At 76.9% G+C, this 13,808-nt stretch carries 13 protein-coding genes; 7 read left to right on the top strand and 6 right to left on the bottom strand.

Annotated elements, in window-relative coordinates; translation table 11 throughout:
* Positions 1–7: 7 nt before the first annotated feature.
* From GOBS_RS18625 to GOBS_RS28980, 3 genes are read right to left on the bottom strand one after another with little or no spacing between them, the layout of a single operon-like run.
* Positions 8–874: a DUF1206 domain-containing protein gene (locus GOBS_RS18625; protein WP_012949822.1), complete on the bottom strand. Its 867-nt coding sequence runs from the start codon at positions 872–874 to the stop codon at positions 8–10.
* Positions 875–897: 23 nt separating this feature from the next.
* The gene (locus GOBS_RS18620; RefSeq protein ID WP_243697541.1) at positions 898–1,779 is read right to left on the bottom strand and encodes a DUF1206 domain-containing protein; all 882 of its coding nucleotides are present in this window, start codon (positions 1,777–1,779) and stop codon (positions 898–900) included.
* A gap of 58 nt (positions 1,780–1,837) precedes the next feature.
* The gene (locus GOBS_RS28980; protein ID WP_041241578.1) at positions 1,838–2,035 is read right to left on the bottom strand and encodes a DUF1206 domain-containing protein; all 198 of its coding nucleotides are present in this window, start codon (positions 2,033–2,035) and stop codon (positions 1,838–1,840) included.
* 75 nt (positions 2,036–2,110) lie between these two features.
* Between GOBS_RS28980 and GOBS_RS28975 the strand changes: the two genes are divergently transcribed.
* The 4 genes from GOBS_RS28975 to GOBS_RS27740 all read left to right on the top strand — a co-directional run bounded on the left by GOBS_RS28975 (position 2,111) and on the right by GOBS_RS27740 (position 6,154).
* Positions 2,111–2,740, top strand: a complete 630-nt coding sequence (locus GOBS_RS28975) for a hypothetical protein (protein WP_012949820.1) — start codon at positions 2,111–2,113, stop codon at positions 2,738–2,740.
* A 73-nt stretch (positions 2,741–2,813) separates the two neighbouring features.
* Positions 2,814–4,439 carry an SIR2 family NAD-dependent protein deacylase gene (locus GOBS_RS18605; protein ID WP_012949819.1) on the top strand — a complete coding sequence of 542 codons (1,626 nt, stop codon included), beginning with the start codon at positions 2,814–2,816 and terminating at the stop codon, positions 4,437–4,439.
* A 177-nt stretch (positions 4,440–4,616) separates the two neighbouring features.
* The gene (locus GOBS_RS18600; RefSeq protein ID WP_041242483.1) at positions 4,617–5,852 is read left to right on the top strand and encodes a cytochrome P450; all 1,236 of its coding nucleotides are present in this window, start codon (positions 4,617–4,619) and stop codon (positions 5,850–5,852) included.
* A gap of 101 nt (positions 5,853–5,953) precedes the next feature.
* A complete protein-coding gene (locus tag GOBS_RS27740; RefSeq protein ID WP_166487452.1) occupies positions 5,954–6,154 on the top strand; it encodes a hypothetical protein in 201 nt (66 codons plus the stop codon).
* 70 nt (positions 6,155–6,224) lie between these two features.
* On the opposite strand, the gene GOBS_RS18595 is transcribed toward GOBS_RS27740, so the two are convergent.
* Entirely contained in the window at positions 6,225–8,498 is a 2,274-nt protein-coding gene (locus tag GOBS_RS18595) for a HelD family protein (RefSeq protein WP_041242482.1), read from the bottom strand.
* Positions 8,499–8,634: 136 nt separating this feature from the next.
* On the bottom strand, positions 8,635–9,363 hold the full coding sequence (locus tag GOBS_RS18590; RefSeq protein ID WP_049788378.1) for an alpha/beta fold hydrolase: 729 nt from the start codon (positions 9,361–9,363) through the stop codon (positions 8,635–8,637).
* Between the two features lie 193 nt (positions 9,364–9,556).
* Between GOBS_RS18590 and GOBS_RS27735 the strand changes: the two genes are divergently transcribed.
* Positions 9,557–9,724, top strand: a complete 168-nt coding sequence (locus tag GOBS_RS27735; RefSeq protein ID WP_012949815.1) for a hypothetical protein — start codon at positions 9,557–9,559, stop codon at positions 9,722–9,724.
* Between the two features lie 82 nt (positions 9,725–9,806).
* Here GOBS_RS27735 and GOBS_RS18585 read toward each other — a convergent pair whose 3' ends face one another.
* Positions 9,807–10,466: a hemerythrin domain-containing protein gene (locus tag GOBS_RS18585; protein WP_243697540.1), complete on the bottom strand. Its 660-nt coding sequence runs from the start codon at positions 10,464–10,466 to the stop codon at positions 9,807–9,809.
* Between the two features lie 231 nt (positions 10,467–10,697).
* Here GOBS_RS18585 and GOBS_RS18580 point away from each other — a divergent pair, with 231 nt between their 5' ends.
* Both GOBS_RS18580 and GOBS_RS18575 read left to right on the top strand, forming a co-directional pair.
* Entirely contained in the window at positions 10,698–11,492 is a 795-nt protein-coding gene (locus GOBS_RS18580; RefSeq protein ID WP_012949813.1) for an alpha/beta fold hydrolase, read from the top strand.
* Positions 11,493–11,502: 10 nt separating this feature from the next.
* Positions 11,503–13,776, top strand: coding sequence for a SpoIIE family protein phosphatase (locus tag GOBS_RS18575; RefSeq protein ID WP_012949812.1), 2,274 nt, complete (start codon positions 11,503–11,505; stop codon positions 13,774–13,776).
* The last annotated feature ends 32 nt before the right edge of the window (positions 13,777–13,808 follow it).

Below are 13,808 nucleotides of genomic sequence, written 5' to 3'. Positions count from 1 at the left end.
CGCTCCCTCACGTCGACGGGTCGCGGTCGGGATAGCGGGCACGGGCCAGCGCGTAGACGCCGAACGCGGCGAAGCCGGCGGCGACGGCGCCCAGCAGCCACGGCCCCGCGGTGACCGAGGCGATCGCGGTCATCGCGCCGTCCAAGCCGGTGGCGGAGGAGACGTCGGCGGTGGTGGCCGCCCGCCACAGCAGCACGCCGACCAGGCCGAAGGCGATGCCCTTGGCGACGTAGCCGACCCGGCCGATCGCCTCGATCACGGGCTCCCACCGGTCGGGGGCCGCGGGCAGGTCGATGTCCTTCATGAAGCCGCCGGTCAGCCCGCGCACCAGCGTGTAGAGGCCGACGGCGACCACACCGGCCGCGACGGTGTACACCAGCAGGGCCCCGCCCGGCACCTCCAGTGTCTCGCCGGTGAGCTCGCGGAACCGCTCGTCGGCCTCGTACTCCAGGCCGAGGGCGAACAGCAGACCGGTGATCCCGAGGACGCCGTAGACGGCGGCCTTGGCCAGGCACTTCGCGCAGACGAACGCCGTACGCAGGACGTGCCGCCGGTCGAGCAGCCCATGCCACCACAGCAGCACCTCGCCGGCCTGCCACAGCGCCAGGGAGAGCATGCCGAGGCCGATCAGCACGAGCAGCACCGTCCCGCCGGGCGCGCCGGCCACGGCCTGCAGTGCACCGGTCTGGTCCGCGTCGGCGCGGTCGGTGCCACGGGCCAGCTGCACCGCAAGCCAGCCGATCAGCAGGTGCAGGACGCCGTAGGCGACCAGGCCCACCCGGGCCACCGCCTCGAGGACCGGGTGGTCGGTGACCTCGCGGGCGTGCTCGACCAGCCGGTGGACGCGGTCGAGCAGCGGGCGGGCCGAGGGCACCGGTCGATCGTGCGCGACGGGGCTCAGGTCCGCTCGGGGTAGCGGGCCCGGACGAAGCAGAAGGCGCCGAACGCGGCGATGCCCAGCGCGACCAGGGTCAGCAGCACCTGGCCGAAGGGGGCGCCGAGGATGGTGCGCAGCGCGCCGTCGAGCCCGCCGGTGGCCTGGGCCGGGTCGAACGTGGCGGCGGCGTAGACCAGCAGCCCGCCGACCACGCCGAAGGCCACCCCCTTGGCCGGGTAGCCGGCCTGGCCGAGGCGGGTGACCAGCCGGGTGGCCTCGGGTGGGGCCTCGCGGAGGTCGATCTCCTTGAGGAACCGCTTGGTCACGCCCTTGTGGACCAGATAGGCGCCGATGCCGACGATGCCCAGACCGATCAGCAGGACCAGCCACCGCCCGGCGGGCAGGCCGAAGACGCCGGCGGCGGTCTGCTGCTGGCCCCCGGACTGCCCGGTGCCGGTGGCGGTCCGGACGGCCAGCACCGCGAGCACCGCGTAGACGACGGCCTTGGCCACCGACTTGACGATGGTGACGGCCGCCTTCTTCCGCGCGTCCCCCGGCGCCGACAGGCGGCCGCGCCAGCGCAGCGCCTCGGCCGCCTGCCACACCGCCAGCGCCACCATGCCCAGGGCGACCACCCACAGCAGCACCGTGCCGAACGGCTGCTGGGCCAGGGTGGCCAGCGCGCCGCCCTGATCGGCCTGGGCCGAGCTGCCGCCCACCCCCCAGGCCAGCTGGACGGCCAGCCAGGCGATCAGCAGGTGGACCACGCCGTAGGCGACCAGCCCGATGCGGGCGAGGTGCTCGAGGGCGTCGCTGTCACCCGCCCGGCCCGCGGCTCCTGCAGCGCGTCCCGTCGTCCCGCCCATGGCCGGCTCCTCCTCGAACGCTGCACGTCCCCGCAAGATGATCAGCGTGGCACAGCGGCGCCCCGGCCGCTCCCCGCCGCGACCCGGTCCGCTCTCAGCCGACCGGGTGCCGGGCGCGGGCCAGGCAGTACACCGCGAACGCGGCCAGTCCGACCGCGACCACGGTCAGCACCCAGCCGCCGTGCGGCTCGGCGGCCACCGCGCGCAGGGCGCCGTCCAGACCGGTGGCCCGCGCCGGGTCGAACGTCGTCGCCGCCCAGGCGACCACCGCGCCGACCAGCACGACGGCCACGACCCGCCCCGCGACGACAGGACCGGCCTGCGGCGGGCCGCGGCCGCCGTCGGCCGGTGAGGGACACTCTGTGTCGTGGCGAGCGGTGCAGCGGGAACGGCGGGAGAGCGGACGAGTCCGGAGCAGGCCCGGCGGGCGTGGCCCCGGTGGCTGGCCGGCGGGGTCGCGCTGCTGGTGGTCGCCGCGGTCGCGGTCGTCTGGGCCGACGGGGGCGCGCGGCTGCTCCTCGGGGTGGGCGGCGCGCTGCTGGCCGGACGCGGCGGGCACCTGGCGGCCGGGGCCGCCGGCCGGGGGCGGGCGGTGGGCTGGGCGGTGGCCGCCGCCGGCGTGCTCGCCCTGACGCTCGCGTTCGGCTCCGCGGGCGTCGCGGGCCGGGTGCTCCTGGTGGCCGTTCCGGCCGGGCTGCTCGTCGGGGCGCTGACGCTGCTCGGCCGTGGCGGTGCGGTGCGCCGCAGCGGCCACGCCGCACTCGTCTGGTGGGCGCTGGTCACCGGCCTGCTGGTCGTCACCGGGCTGCTGGCCGACTGGGAGCGCGCGGCCGACGGCGCCACCCTCGTCGGGGCGCTGGGCCTGGGCCTGCTGGGCGTCGTCCTGCTCGTCGGCGCCTCGAGCCTGCGGGCCGTCGCCGCACGGCCGGCGCCGGCCCGCCCCGCGGCCTGCGCCGGGTGTGCATGCGGCGCCGGCGGCTGCGGCATCCCGCGCTGAGCGTCCGACCCGGCCGGGCAACGCCTGGTTGCCTGCCGGTTCACCCCCCGTCCGGCGGGGCACCCCTCCGACCGTGACCGGACACGTCTTCGTCGTCGGCGCCGACCTGCGCCGGCTGGTGTGCGACGACGTCCTGGTGCCCACCGACCGGTCCCTGCGGGTCACCCCCTCGTGGCGTGGCCTGCTGCCCGACGACGTCGTGACCAGCGAGGACCGCGGCGGCGTCTGCCTCGACCTCCGCTGGCGCGGTGACGAGCGGGTGCTGGAGCTGCCCGGCGGGCGGGTCGGGGACGCGGGGCGGGCGCTGTGGCTGGTCGACACCGTCCACCAGGAGGAGCGCGACCCCGACGACGCGCTGCGCTGGCTGGTCGACGGCGCGCGGGAGGCCCTGGCCGCCGTCGCCCGGCGGGAGGTGCCCGACCCGGTGCAGGGGCGGGCCCGCCGGCTGGTCGCGCTGCCGGCCCTCGGCACCGGCTGGGGCGGGGCGGCCGGACAGCGCGGCACCCTGCTGCAGCGGCTGCTGCCCGTCCTGCACGAAGGCGCGGCCGAGCACGGCTTCGACGTCGCGCTGGTGCTGCGCGGGCCCAGCGACCTGGCCGCGGCGCAGCGGGTCCGCCGGGCCGAGGCGGGCAGCTGGGACCTGCCCGGGCACCTGCGTGAGCTGGCCGAGGACCTCGGCGATCGGGCCCGCCGCGGGCAGCTGGCCGCCTTCGTCGGCGCGGGGGTCAGCGCCGCCGCCGGGCTGCCCACCTGGGAGCAGCTGCTCGACGAGCTGGCCGAGCGGTCCGGACTGGACGACGCACTGCGCGGCGGGCTGTCGGGGCTGCCGGCCCAGGACGCCGCCGCGCTGCTGGCCCGTGAGCTCGGCCGCGAGCAGCTGGAGGGCTTCGTCAAGGAGCGGTTCGGGCCCGGGCACTACGCGCTCGCGCACGCGCTGCTGGCCGACCTGCCGGTGCAGGAGTTCGTCACCACCAACTACGACCCGCTGGTCGAGCTCGCCGCCGCCGACATCGGCCGCGACCTCTCGGTGCTGCCCTTCGACGACGCCGTCCCCGGCCGACCGTGGCTGCTCAAGCTGCACGGGGACGCCGCGCACCCCGAGAGCGTCGTGCTCACCCGTGAGGAGTACCTGCAGTTCGGCGACACCCGCGCGGCCCTGGCCGGGGTGCTGCACTCCCTGCTGCTCACCCGGCACGTGCTCTTCGTCGGCACCTCGATGCAGGACGACGACCTGATCCGCATCGCCCACCAGGTGCGCAGCGCCACCCGGGCCCCCGGCGCGGCACCGCGGCAGCGCAGCGGCACGGTGCTGGCGCTGCTGGAGGACCCGGCCCGCGCGCGGCTGTGGGAGCAGGACGTGCAGACGGTCGCTATCGCGCCGGCCGACACCCCACCGGCCGAGGCCGCCCGCCTGCTGGAGGTGCTGCTGGACTGCATCGGCTGCCTGTCCACTCCACCGACCGGCTACCTGCTCGACCCGGCCTACCGGGGGATGCTCTCCGCCGAGGAACGGGCCCTGGCCGAGGCGCTGCAGCAGGTGGAGCGCACGGTGCCCGAGGGGGCGTCGTCCTCGGCGGTCGGCGAGGTCACCGCACTGCTGCGCCGGCTGGGCTCGCAGGTGTGCACGCCCGACGGACCGCCCCCGGACGAGGCCAGCGCCCCGCACGACGACCGCCTGCAGGAGCAGCGCCCCGGCTGAGGGAGGACCTCTCTGCCCCATCCCTCGCGAGCTCGGGGCGGTGCCCGGGACGGGGCCAGTGGCGGACCCCTGGACGAGGCCGACCCGGCTCGGAGCCGGCGGCGGGCCCCTGCGGAGAGGCCGCCGTCCCGATGAGCGGCTGTGTACGGAGCTGCGGGCCTGGGCACCGGGACGCCCGTGCGCCGACCCCGACTCGAGAACAGCCCGCTCCTGTTCGCCAAGGGCTACGGCTGGCTGCCCGACGCCCGCCGGGCGCGCGGCCGCCGGACCGTCGCCGTCCGGCTCGGTGGCCTGCCCGCGCTGGGGATCGAGGGTCCGGACGCCGCCCGCTTCCTGTACGACGAGGACCACGTGCGCCGGTCGCACGCCATCCCCGAGCCGGTGCAGGGCACGCTGTTCGGCAAGGGCGCGGTGCACACCCTCGACGGGCAGCAGCACCGCACCCGCAAGGCGATGTTCGTGTCGCTGCTCATGGACGGCGACCGGGTCGCCCGGCTCGTCGACTCCGCCACCACCGCCTGGGACGCCGCGGTCCCCGGCTGGGTGGGCCGCGGGGAGGTCGTGCTCTTCGACGAGGCGGCCGCGGTGCTCACCCGGGCGGTCTGCGACTGGGCCGGTGTCCCCCTGACCGACGGTGAGGTCCCCTCCATCGCCCGGGACCTCACCGCGATGGTCGACGGCTTCGCCACGGGAGGGCCCCGGCACTGGCGCGCCCGCCGGGCACGAGGCCGCCGCGAGGCGGGGCTGTCCGGGCTGGTGGAGGACGTGCGCAGCGGCGCGGGGACGGTCCCCGACGGCTCGGTCGTCGACGTCGTCGCCCGGCACCGGGATGCCGACGGCGAGCGACTCGACCCGCACACCGCCGCGGTCGAGCTGCTCAACGTGATCCGGCCGACCGTGGCCATCAGCTGGTTCCTCGCCTTCTCCGGGCACGCCCTGGCCCGCTGGCCGCAGCACCGCGAGCGGCTGGCCTCGGGCGACCCCACCTCCGCCGAGGTGTGGGCGCACGAGGTGCGGCGCTTCTACCCGTTCGCGCCCTTCATCGGCGGCCGCGCGCCGCGCGAGGTGGAGTGGGACGGCGAGCGGGTGCCGCAGCACTCGATGGTGCTGCTCGACCTCTACGGCCAGAACCACGACCCCGGGCTGTGGGGCGACCCCTACACGTTCCGGCCGGAGCGCTTCCTCGACCGCGAGATCGGCGCCTTCGAGCTGGTGCCCCAGGGAGCCGGGGACCCGCGCACCAACCACCGCTGCCCGGGCGAGCAGGCCACCGTCGCCGTCCTGGCCGCGCTGGCCGTCCGGCTCGCCCGGCTGCAGGCCGACGTCCCGGCGCAGGACCTGTCGATATCGCTGCGCCGGATCCCGGCCAAGCCAGCCAGCGGCGTGGTGCTGCGGGTCCGCGGCACCGGCTGAACCGGCGCCGTCGCGCTGCGTGGCGAACACGCCATGGACGGCACCGGGTGTCGGTACTGCGTGGTGTCATCGCGGGGCCGTACGGACGAGGAGGACGGGACATGAGCAGGTGGCTTCCGCCGCTGGTGGGCGTGGTCGGTCTGCTGGCGCTCGTCGTCGGCGTCGTCTGGGCCGAACTGGACATGAGCACCATGGGGGGCGTGCCGCTGGCCGGCGCCGGCGCCGTCCTGGTGCTGGCCGCCACCGTGCTGGCCGCCTCCGTCGAGGTCTCCACCCGCCGCCGGGACGCGCAGCCCCGTTGAGCCGCCACGAGCGGCCCCCTGCAGGGTCCCGCCGCGAGCGTGCGAGTGGCGGGGGGCAGGGCGTCCTTTCTCAGGCGAGGCGGGCGAGTACGGCGGGCAGGTCGCCGGCGGAGAGCACACCGAGCCGCTGCGTGGCCCGGGTGAGCGCCACGTAGAGGTCGTTGTACCCGCGCACCCCCTCGTCGAGCACCCGCTGCGGGTCGACGACGAGCACCGCGTCGAACTCCAGGCCCTTGGCCTCGGTCGGCGTGAGCACCACCGGCCCCTGTGACGAGTCGGCGTCCGTGCCGGACGAGACGCCGTCCACCCGGGCCGCGACCGCCGCGGTGAGCTCGGCGACCCGGCCGGCCGGGGCGACGACGGCGGTGGTGCCCTCCTGCGCCGCCCACTCCTCGACCACCCCGGCGGCGCGGGCCGCCAGCCCGTCCTCCCCGGTGACCTCCGCCCACGGCTCGGCGGTGCCCGGCCGGACCGAGCGCGGTGCACTCGCCCCGGTACCGCCCGCGGCGAGGACGTCGGCGGCGACGGCCATGATCTCGGCCGGCGTCCGGTAGTTGACCGTGAGCTCCTCCAGCCGCCAGGCGTCGCCTACGTGCGGCCGCAGCGTCTCGTCCCAGGCGGCCGCGCCGGCCAGCGTGCCGGTCTGGGCGAGGTCGCCGACGGCGGTCATAGACCGGGTGGGGCAGCGGCGCACCAGCAGCCGCCAGGCCATGGCGGAGAGCTCCTGCGCCTCGTCGACGACGACGTGCCCGAAGGTCCAGGTGCGGTCGGCGGCGGCCCGCTCGGCGGTGGTGCGGGTGTCGAGCGCCCGCTGCCGCTCGGCCAGCTCCTCGGCGCTGATCAGGTCGCCGGCGCTGAGCACCTCGGCCTCCAGGTGCTCGTCATCGAGGTCGATGGATCGCGAGCCGTGCAGCACGTCGAGGGTCTCCTGCGCCTCGGCCAGCCGCCGGCGGCGGTCCCGCTCGGCGCGGGCCCGCTGCGCGCTGTCGTCGAAGCCGAGCAGCTCCTCGGCCTCCTCCAGCAGCGGGACGTCGGCCGGCGTCCAGCCCGACCCCCGCGGCCGGTGCAGCAGCGCGCGCGTCCCGTCCTCCCACCCCGGGGTGGCGGCGGCGACGCGGGCGGGGTCGGCGAACAGGTCGGTCAGCAGCCGCTCGGGGGTGAGCACCGGCCACAGGTCGTCGACCAGCAGCCGGACGGCCGGCTCCTCGGCCACCTCGCGGCGCAGCGCGGCGGTGTCCTCGCGGTCGAGCAGGTCCGAGCCGCCGTCGATGCCCAGGCCGATCCGCTCGGCGTAGCGGCGGGTGAGCAGGTCGACGACGCGGCGGGCGAACACCGGCCGGGCCAGGTTGTGCAGCCGGTCGGCCCGGCGGGCGGCGTTCTGCGCGCGCTTCACGTCGATCGGCCGCAGCCGCAGCGCGAACCCGTCGACGGTCACCTCGCGCGGGGCGTCGGGCACGACCTGCCGGTCGGCGACGGCGCGCTCGAGCACCTCGACCATCTCCAGCCGGCCCTTGACCGCGGCGGTCTCCGGCGACTCGGTGCCGCGGGCGTCCAGGCCGGGGCGCAGCTGGCCGAGGCCGGCCAGCAGCACGCCGGTCTCGCCGAGGGAGGGCAGCACGTCGGCGATGTAGCGCAGGAACGTGGGGGTCGGGCCGACGACGAGCAGGCCGCGGCGGGCCAGCCGCTCGCGGTGGGTGTAGAGCAGGTAGGCCGCGCGGTGCAGCGCGACGGCGGTCTTGCCGGTGCCCGGCCCGCCCTGCACGACGAGGACGCCGCGGTCGTCGGCGCGGATGATCCGGTCCTGCTCGGCCTGGATGGTGCGGACGATGTCGGTCATCCGGCCGGTGCGGGCGGTGTCGAGGGCCGCCATGAGCGCGGCCTCGCCGGTCAGCCCCGATCCCGCGACGCCGCCGGTCAGCACCTCGTCGTCCAGCCGGACGACGGTGCGCCCGCGGGTGCGGATGTGCCGGCGGCGCGCCACCCCCAGCGGGTGCACCGGGGTGGCGGTGTAGAACGGCCGCGCGGCCGGCGCCCGCCAGTCGACCAGCGCGGGGTCGCCGCCGGCGTCGTCGGCGGCCAGCCCGATGCGGCCGATGTAGAGCGGGCCGTCGTCGGTGCGGTCGATCCGGCCGACGCACAGGCCGGCCTCGGCGGCGTCGAGGGCGGTGACCCGCTCGGTCTGGAAGCGGACGGTGGCGTCGCGCTCCTGCAGCGCCTGCGGGTCGACCGCGGGCCAGGAGATGGCCTGCTTCAGCCGTCGCTCGGCCAGGTCGCGGGCGGCGTCGAGGCGGGCGTAGAGCTCCTTGACGTACTGCTGTTCGGCGTCGATCTCGGGGTGGGACACGACCTCGGGCTGCGTCGTCGGCACTGCACGTCTCTCTGTCGGTACTCGTCTGCGGCAACAGACGAACGTCCATGGTGCCCGCGCATTCCCCGGGCGGGGGTCAGGCGCCGCCGTGCGGTCGGCCACGGACCCGGCGTCACCGTCCTGCCACGGAGAGCGCGGACAGGAAACCCACGAGCCGGTCGGCGAGCTCGGCCGGACGGCTCAGCGCGACCAGGTGGCCGCCGGGCAGCTCCTCGACCGGCAGGCCCAGCCGGTCACCGGCCACCCGCCGCTGGAAGGCCACGGGGAAGAAGCGGTCGTCCCGGCCGGCGAGCACGCGTGTCGGCGTGTCCGGCCAGGCGCGCAGTGGCCACGGTTCGGCGAACGGCGTCCCCGACTGGGCGAACGGCGTCGGTGCGGTGGCCGCCACCTCGGGTGGCACGTCGTGGAGGAACGCGTCGTCGTCGTCCAGCGGCCAGCCGTGCGCCCGCGCTGCCTCCGCCCGCGCCTGCTCGTGCCCGGTGGCGGTCCACCACGCGCCGCCGGTCTCCCCCGGCCGCGGCACCATCGCGTTCAGCAGGACGAGCAGCTCGGTCTGCACCCGGGTGCAGACCAACGGTGCGGTGAGCCCGCCCATCGACTGGCCGACGACCACCAGCGGCCCGCCGGAGCGGCCTGCAGTCGCGTCCAGCACCGTCTGCGTGTACTGCTCCAGGCCGGCGTCGTCGTCCCCGGCGGGCAGGTCGACGGCGACCGCCGCGGAGCCGCGTGCCTCCAGTTCGGGGACCAGCCGGTGCCAGTACCAGGCCCGGCCGCCCGCTCCCGGGACGAGGACGAACGTCGCGCGCACGTCGTGGTGACCGGTGGCCGGGGCCGAACTCATCGCCGGGCCCGCGGCGAGCGGCGCGGCCCAGCGCGGCGCGGCGATGCGGGCGGCCGGCGCCTCGGCCCGCCGACGTGGGACTCCTGCGACACGCCGGGCGGCGGCACGCGGACGAACGGCGACGGCAACCCGGAGGTCACCTCCACGACACGTCGGCTGCCTAGCGTCGGGCGTGCGACCCAGGAGGTGCCCCATGAGCCCGACCACCAGCGAGATCCGGACCGACCCCCGGCTCCGGCGCAGCGCGCGCACGCGCACCCGGCCGCTCCCGGACCGCAGCGCCTGGACCTGCCCCAACTGCCAGCGGGAGACCCTGCCGCCGCGCAAGCGCTGCGCGGACTGCGGCACCTCCCGCTATTGAGGCGCCCCGCCCCGGTCCCGGGTCCCGCTGGCCCCCTGCAGGGTCCCGCCGCGAGCTCGCGACTGGTGGGGCAGGGGGGTCCTCACTGGGCGGGCGGTGCGCCGCGCAGCCGCACGACGGCGGCGCGGTACCGGCGCCGTCCGGCCAGCCGCCAGGCCAGCCGGGTCGACGCCGGCAGCCCGGCGAGCAACCGGGCCCGGTCGCCGGCGCAGGCGTCCTCGAGGGCCAGGCCGAGCACCAGCGAGCGCTCGTGCCGTGACAGCGGGCAGCGCGCCGCCCGGGCGACCTCCGCCCACGCCGCGGAGGAGAGGTGCGCGGCCAGCAGCGGCAGCAGGTCGCGTTCCTCCTCGGCGGTCTGCTCCTCCACGGCGTCCGCCAGGTCGAGGCAGGCCAGCGTGAAGGCGTCGCGCGCCTTGCCCGAGCAGGCGACCGCCCACTGCCGCGCGGTGGTGGAGAGGCCGCGCAGCCGGTCATCGAGGCCGGTGACGCGGACGGTCCACCTCGCCACCAGCGGCCGCGCGGACGGCGCCGCGCGCAGCAGCGCCGGCCAGACCAGCTCGCGCTCGGTGGTGTGGTGGTGCAGCAGCAGCCGGCCGAGCAGGTCGGCGTGCCGGGTCAGTTCCCGGGCACGCTCGGCGTCGTCGGCGGAGGCCCACGCGGACAGCTCGGCCAGCAGCCGCAGCTCCCGGCGCACGAGCCGGTGCAGCAGCACCTCCCAGGCGACCGCGCGAGGGGCCGGCACGTCGGCCGGAGGACCGTCAGTGGGTGTCCGCAGGGCGGAGGGACGGCGGAGCGCCGCGGCGGCGGGCATGGAGCACCTCGGTGCGGTCGGCGGGTCCGGACGACAGCCGAGCGTAGGGACGGCGTCCCCCTGCGCGACAGGGCTCTCCGTCCCTGCCGCGGCGCGGGCGGTCGGCCACGACGCGCGGCGAGGGGAGGGACAGGAGGGGTCCGGGACGGCTAGGTTGCGGCGGTGAGCGTGATCGCCCGGAACCGGGTCCGCGTGAGCGGGGCCGACGACGGTCGACCGATGGTCTTCGCGCACGGCTTCGGGTGCGACCAGGAGATGTGGCGCCTCGTCGCACCTGGGTTCGAGGTCGACCACCGCGTCGTCCTCTTCGACCACGTCGGCTCCGGCCGGTCGGACCTGTCGGCCTACGACCCGGTCAAGTACGGGACGCTGGACGGGTACGCCGCCGACGTCGTGGAGATCTGCCGAGAGCTGGCGCTCGACGACGTCGTCTTCGTCGGGCACTCGGTGAGCGCGATGATGGGCGTGCTTGCCGCGGCCTGCGCCCCGGGCCTGTTCGGCGCGCTGGTCATGGTCGGGCCCAACCCGCGCTACGTCGACGACGGCGACTACACCGGCGGCTTCTCGCGGGAGGACATCGCCGCGCTGCTCGAGTCCCTGGACAGCAACCACCTGGGCTGGTCGGCCGCGATGGCGCCGGTCGTCATGGGCAACCCCGACCGGCCCGAGCTCACCGCCGAGCTGACCAACAGCTTCTGCCGCACCGACCCCGACATCGCCCGGCAGTTCGCCCGCGTCACCTTCCTCTCCGACAACCGCGCCGACCTGCCCGGCGTCCGGGTGCCCACGCTGGTCCTGCAGTGCACCGCCGACGCGATCGCCCCGGAGGCGGTGGGCCGGTACGTGCACGAGCAGATCCCGGGCAGCGTCCTCACCCGGCTGGCGGCCACCGGGCACTGCCCGCACCTGTCGGCGCCGGAGGAGACGACCGCCGCGATCCGCGCCTTCCTCGGGTAGCAGCCCCGCCATGGACGAGACGCGGCGACCGGACCCCCGCGAGGGTCCTGCCGGGCTGCGCCGACTGCTCGAGGACGACCCGGCCGACCTGTACGAGAACGCCCCGTGCGGCTACTTCTCCGCGCTGCCCGACGGTCAGCTCGTCAAGGCCAACCGCACCTTCTGCGAGTGGATCGGCCGGCCGGTCGGTGAGCTGATCGGGGTGCGCTTCCAGGAACTGCTCAACATCGGCGGGCGGGTGTACTACGAGACCCACCTGGCGCCGCTGCTGCGGATGCAGGGCATGGTGCGGGAGGTCGCGCTCGACGTCGTGCGGGCCGACGGGTCGCTGCTGCCCTGCCTGCTCAACGCCGTCGAGGTGCGCGACCCCCGCGGCGCGCCGCTGCTGGTGCGCGCGACCGTGTTCGAGGCGACGTCCCGGCGCCGCTACGAGCGCGCGCTGCTGGCCGCCCAGCGGGCGGCCGCGGAGTCCGAGCGCCGGGCGCACACGCTGCAGCAGGTGGTGTCGGAGGTGTCGGCGGCGGCCACGGCACGGGACGTGGCCGAGGTGATCGTGCGCCGCAGCCGGGAGGCCGTGGGAGCCAGCGGTGTGGCACTGTGGCTGGCCGGCGAGCGGCGCGCGAGCCGCCGGACGGAGCCCTCGGTGCCGCCGCTGGAGCTGGTCGCCGCCGACGGGATCCCGGCCGACCTGCTGGAGGCGATGGAGTCCGCGGCGCTCGGCGGCGCCGAGCTGGTGCGCGACGGCGGAGTGCACATGGTGCCGCGAGGGGCGGGGCTGCGTGCCGTGTGGCCGGGCCTGGCCGCCGTGATGGAGGAGCACGGGCAGGAGGCGCTGGTCGTCGTCCCGGTGGACGCCGACGCCCGCCACCTGGGCGCGCTGGTGCTGCTGCTCGGGGTGACGGGGGACACCGGGCTGATCGACCTCAGCCCGCCGGGCGAGCGGGGCACGCTGGTCCAGGCCGACGCCGACCTGCTGGCCACCGTCGGTCGCCAGGCGGGACAGGCGATCGAGCGGGTGCGGCTGTACGAGGAGATGGCGCGGCACGCGGAGCGCTCGGCGTTCCTGCTCGACGCGGCCAGGCTGATGGCCTCGGCCGGGGACGTCACCGAGACCGCGGAGCGGCTGGCCGAGCTGGCCGTGCCGCGGCTGGCCGACGTCTGCGTCATCGACCTGGCCGGCGAGCACGGCCTGGTCCGCGCGGCGGCCCGGCACGGCGACCCGGCGCGGCAGGACCTGGCCGCCGCGCTGCAGGGGCGGCACCTGCCGCACCGCGAGTCACCGCACCCGGCCGTGCAGGCCATGGAGCTGGGCCGGACGGTGTGGATCCGCGAGGTGACCGACCGGTGGCTGGCGCAGATCACGGCCGACGAGGACCACCTGGGGGTCGCCCGCGCCCTCGAGCTGGTCAACCTCGTCTGCGTGCCGTTGCTCGCCGACGGGCGGGTCCTCGGCGTCCTCAGCCTGGGCAGCGACCGGCGGCGCGGGGCGTTCACGTCGGCCGACGTGGAGGTGGCCGAGCAGCTGGCGCTGCAGGTGTCGCAGGTGGTGGACAAGGCACAGCGCCTGGAGCTGGAGACCCGGACGTCGCACACGCTGCAGGCCAACCTGCTGCCGCCGGCCCCACCGCCGGTGCCCGGGCTGGCGGTCGCCGTCCGGTACCTGCCGGCCAGCCGCGGCGCCGACGTCGGCGGCGACTTCTACGACGTCGTCCCCCTGCCGGGTGGGCAGGTGGCGCTGGCCGTGGGCGACGTCGTCGGGCACGACATCACCGCCGCGGCGGTGATGGGGCAGCTGCGCAGCGTCTACCGGGCGCTGCTGTCCGACCGGCCGCCGCCGAGCGCGGTCATCGACCGGCTGCAGGCCGGGTGGTCGCTGCTGGGTCTGCAGCTGATGGCCACCGCCCTGTTCGCGGTGCTCGACCCGGAGACGGGCCGGCTGCGGATGGCCTCCGCCGGGCACCCGGCGCCGCTGCTGGTCGCGGGTGGGAGGGCGGAGCTGCTCGACGTGCGGCCCAGCCGGATGCTGGGCGCGCCGCCGGCGCCGGGCCCCGCCGTGGAGTGGGCCGGGGTGCTCGCCCCGGAGGCGACGCTGCTGCTCTACACCGACGGGCTGGTGGAGAGCCGCGACGCCGACCTCGACCGGGGCCTGGCGACGCTGATGGAGGCCGCGGTGCGGGCCGGCACGAACGACCCCGACGAACTGTGCGACCGGCTGCTGGCCGAGCTGGCGAGCGGGGTGCGCGCCGATGACGTGGCCCTGCTGGCGATCACCCGGCGCCCCTAGACCCCCGGGCCTCCGAGGGCCACCATCGGCGC

Origin of the sequence: Geodermatophilus obscurus DSM 43160 (assembly GCF_000025345.1) — a bacterium.
Lineage (GTDB): Bacteria > Actinomycetota > Actinomycetes > Mycobacteriales > Geodermatophilaceae > Geodermatophilus > Geodermatophilus obscurus.
The sequence above is the reverse complement of the archived record's forward strand: the minus strand, read 5'-3'. Positions and strand labels throughout refer to the sequence as shown.

Coding starts and splice junctions, on each gene's coding strand:
- GOBS_RS27735 (WP_012949815.1), top strand. CDS start 9,557: ATGAGCCCGACCACCAGCGAGATCCGGACCGACCCCCGGCTCCGGCGC.
- GOBS_RS18575 (WP_012949812.1), top strand. CDS start 11,503: ATGGACGAGACGCGGCGACCGGACCCCCGCGAGGGTCCTGCCGGGCTG.
- GOBS_RS18590 (WP_049788378.1), bottom strand. CDS start 9,363: ATGAGTTCGGCCCCGGCCACCGGTCACCACGACGTGCGCGCGACGTTC.
- GOBS_RS27740 (WP_166487452.1), top strand. CDS start 5,954: ATGAGCAGGTGGCTTCCGCCGCTGGTGGGCGTGGTCGGTCTGCTGGCG.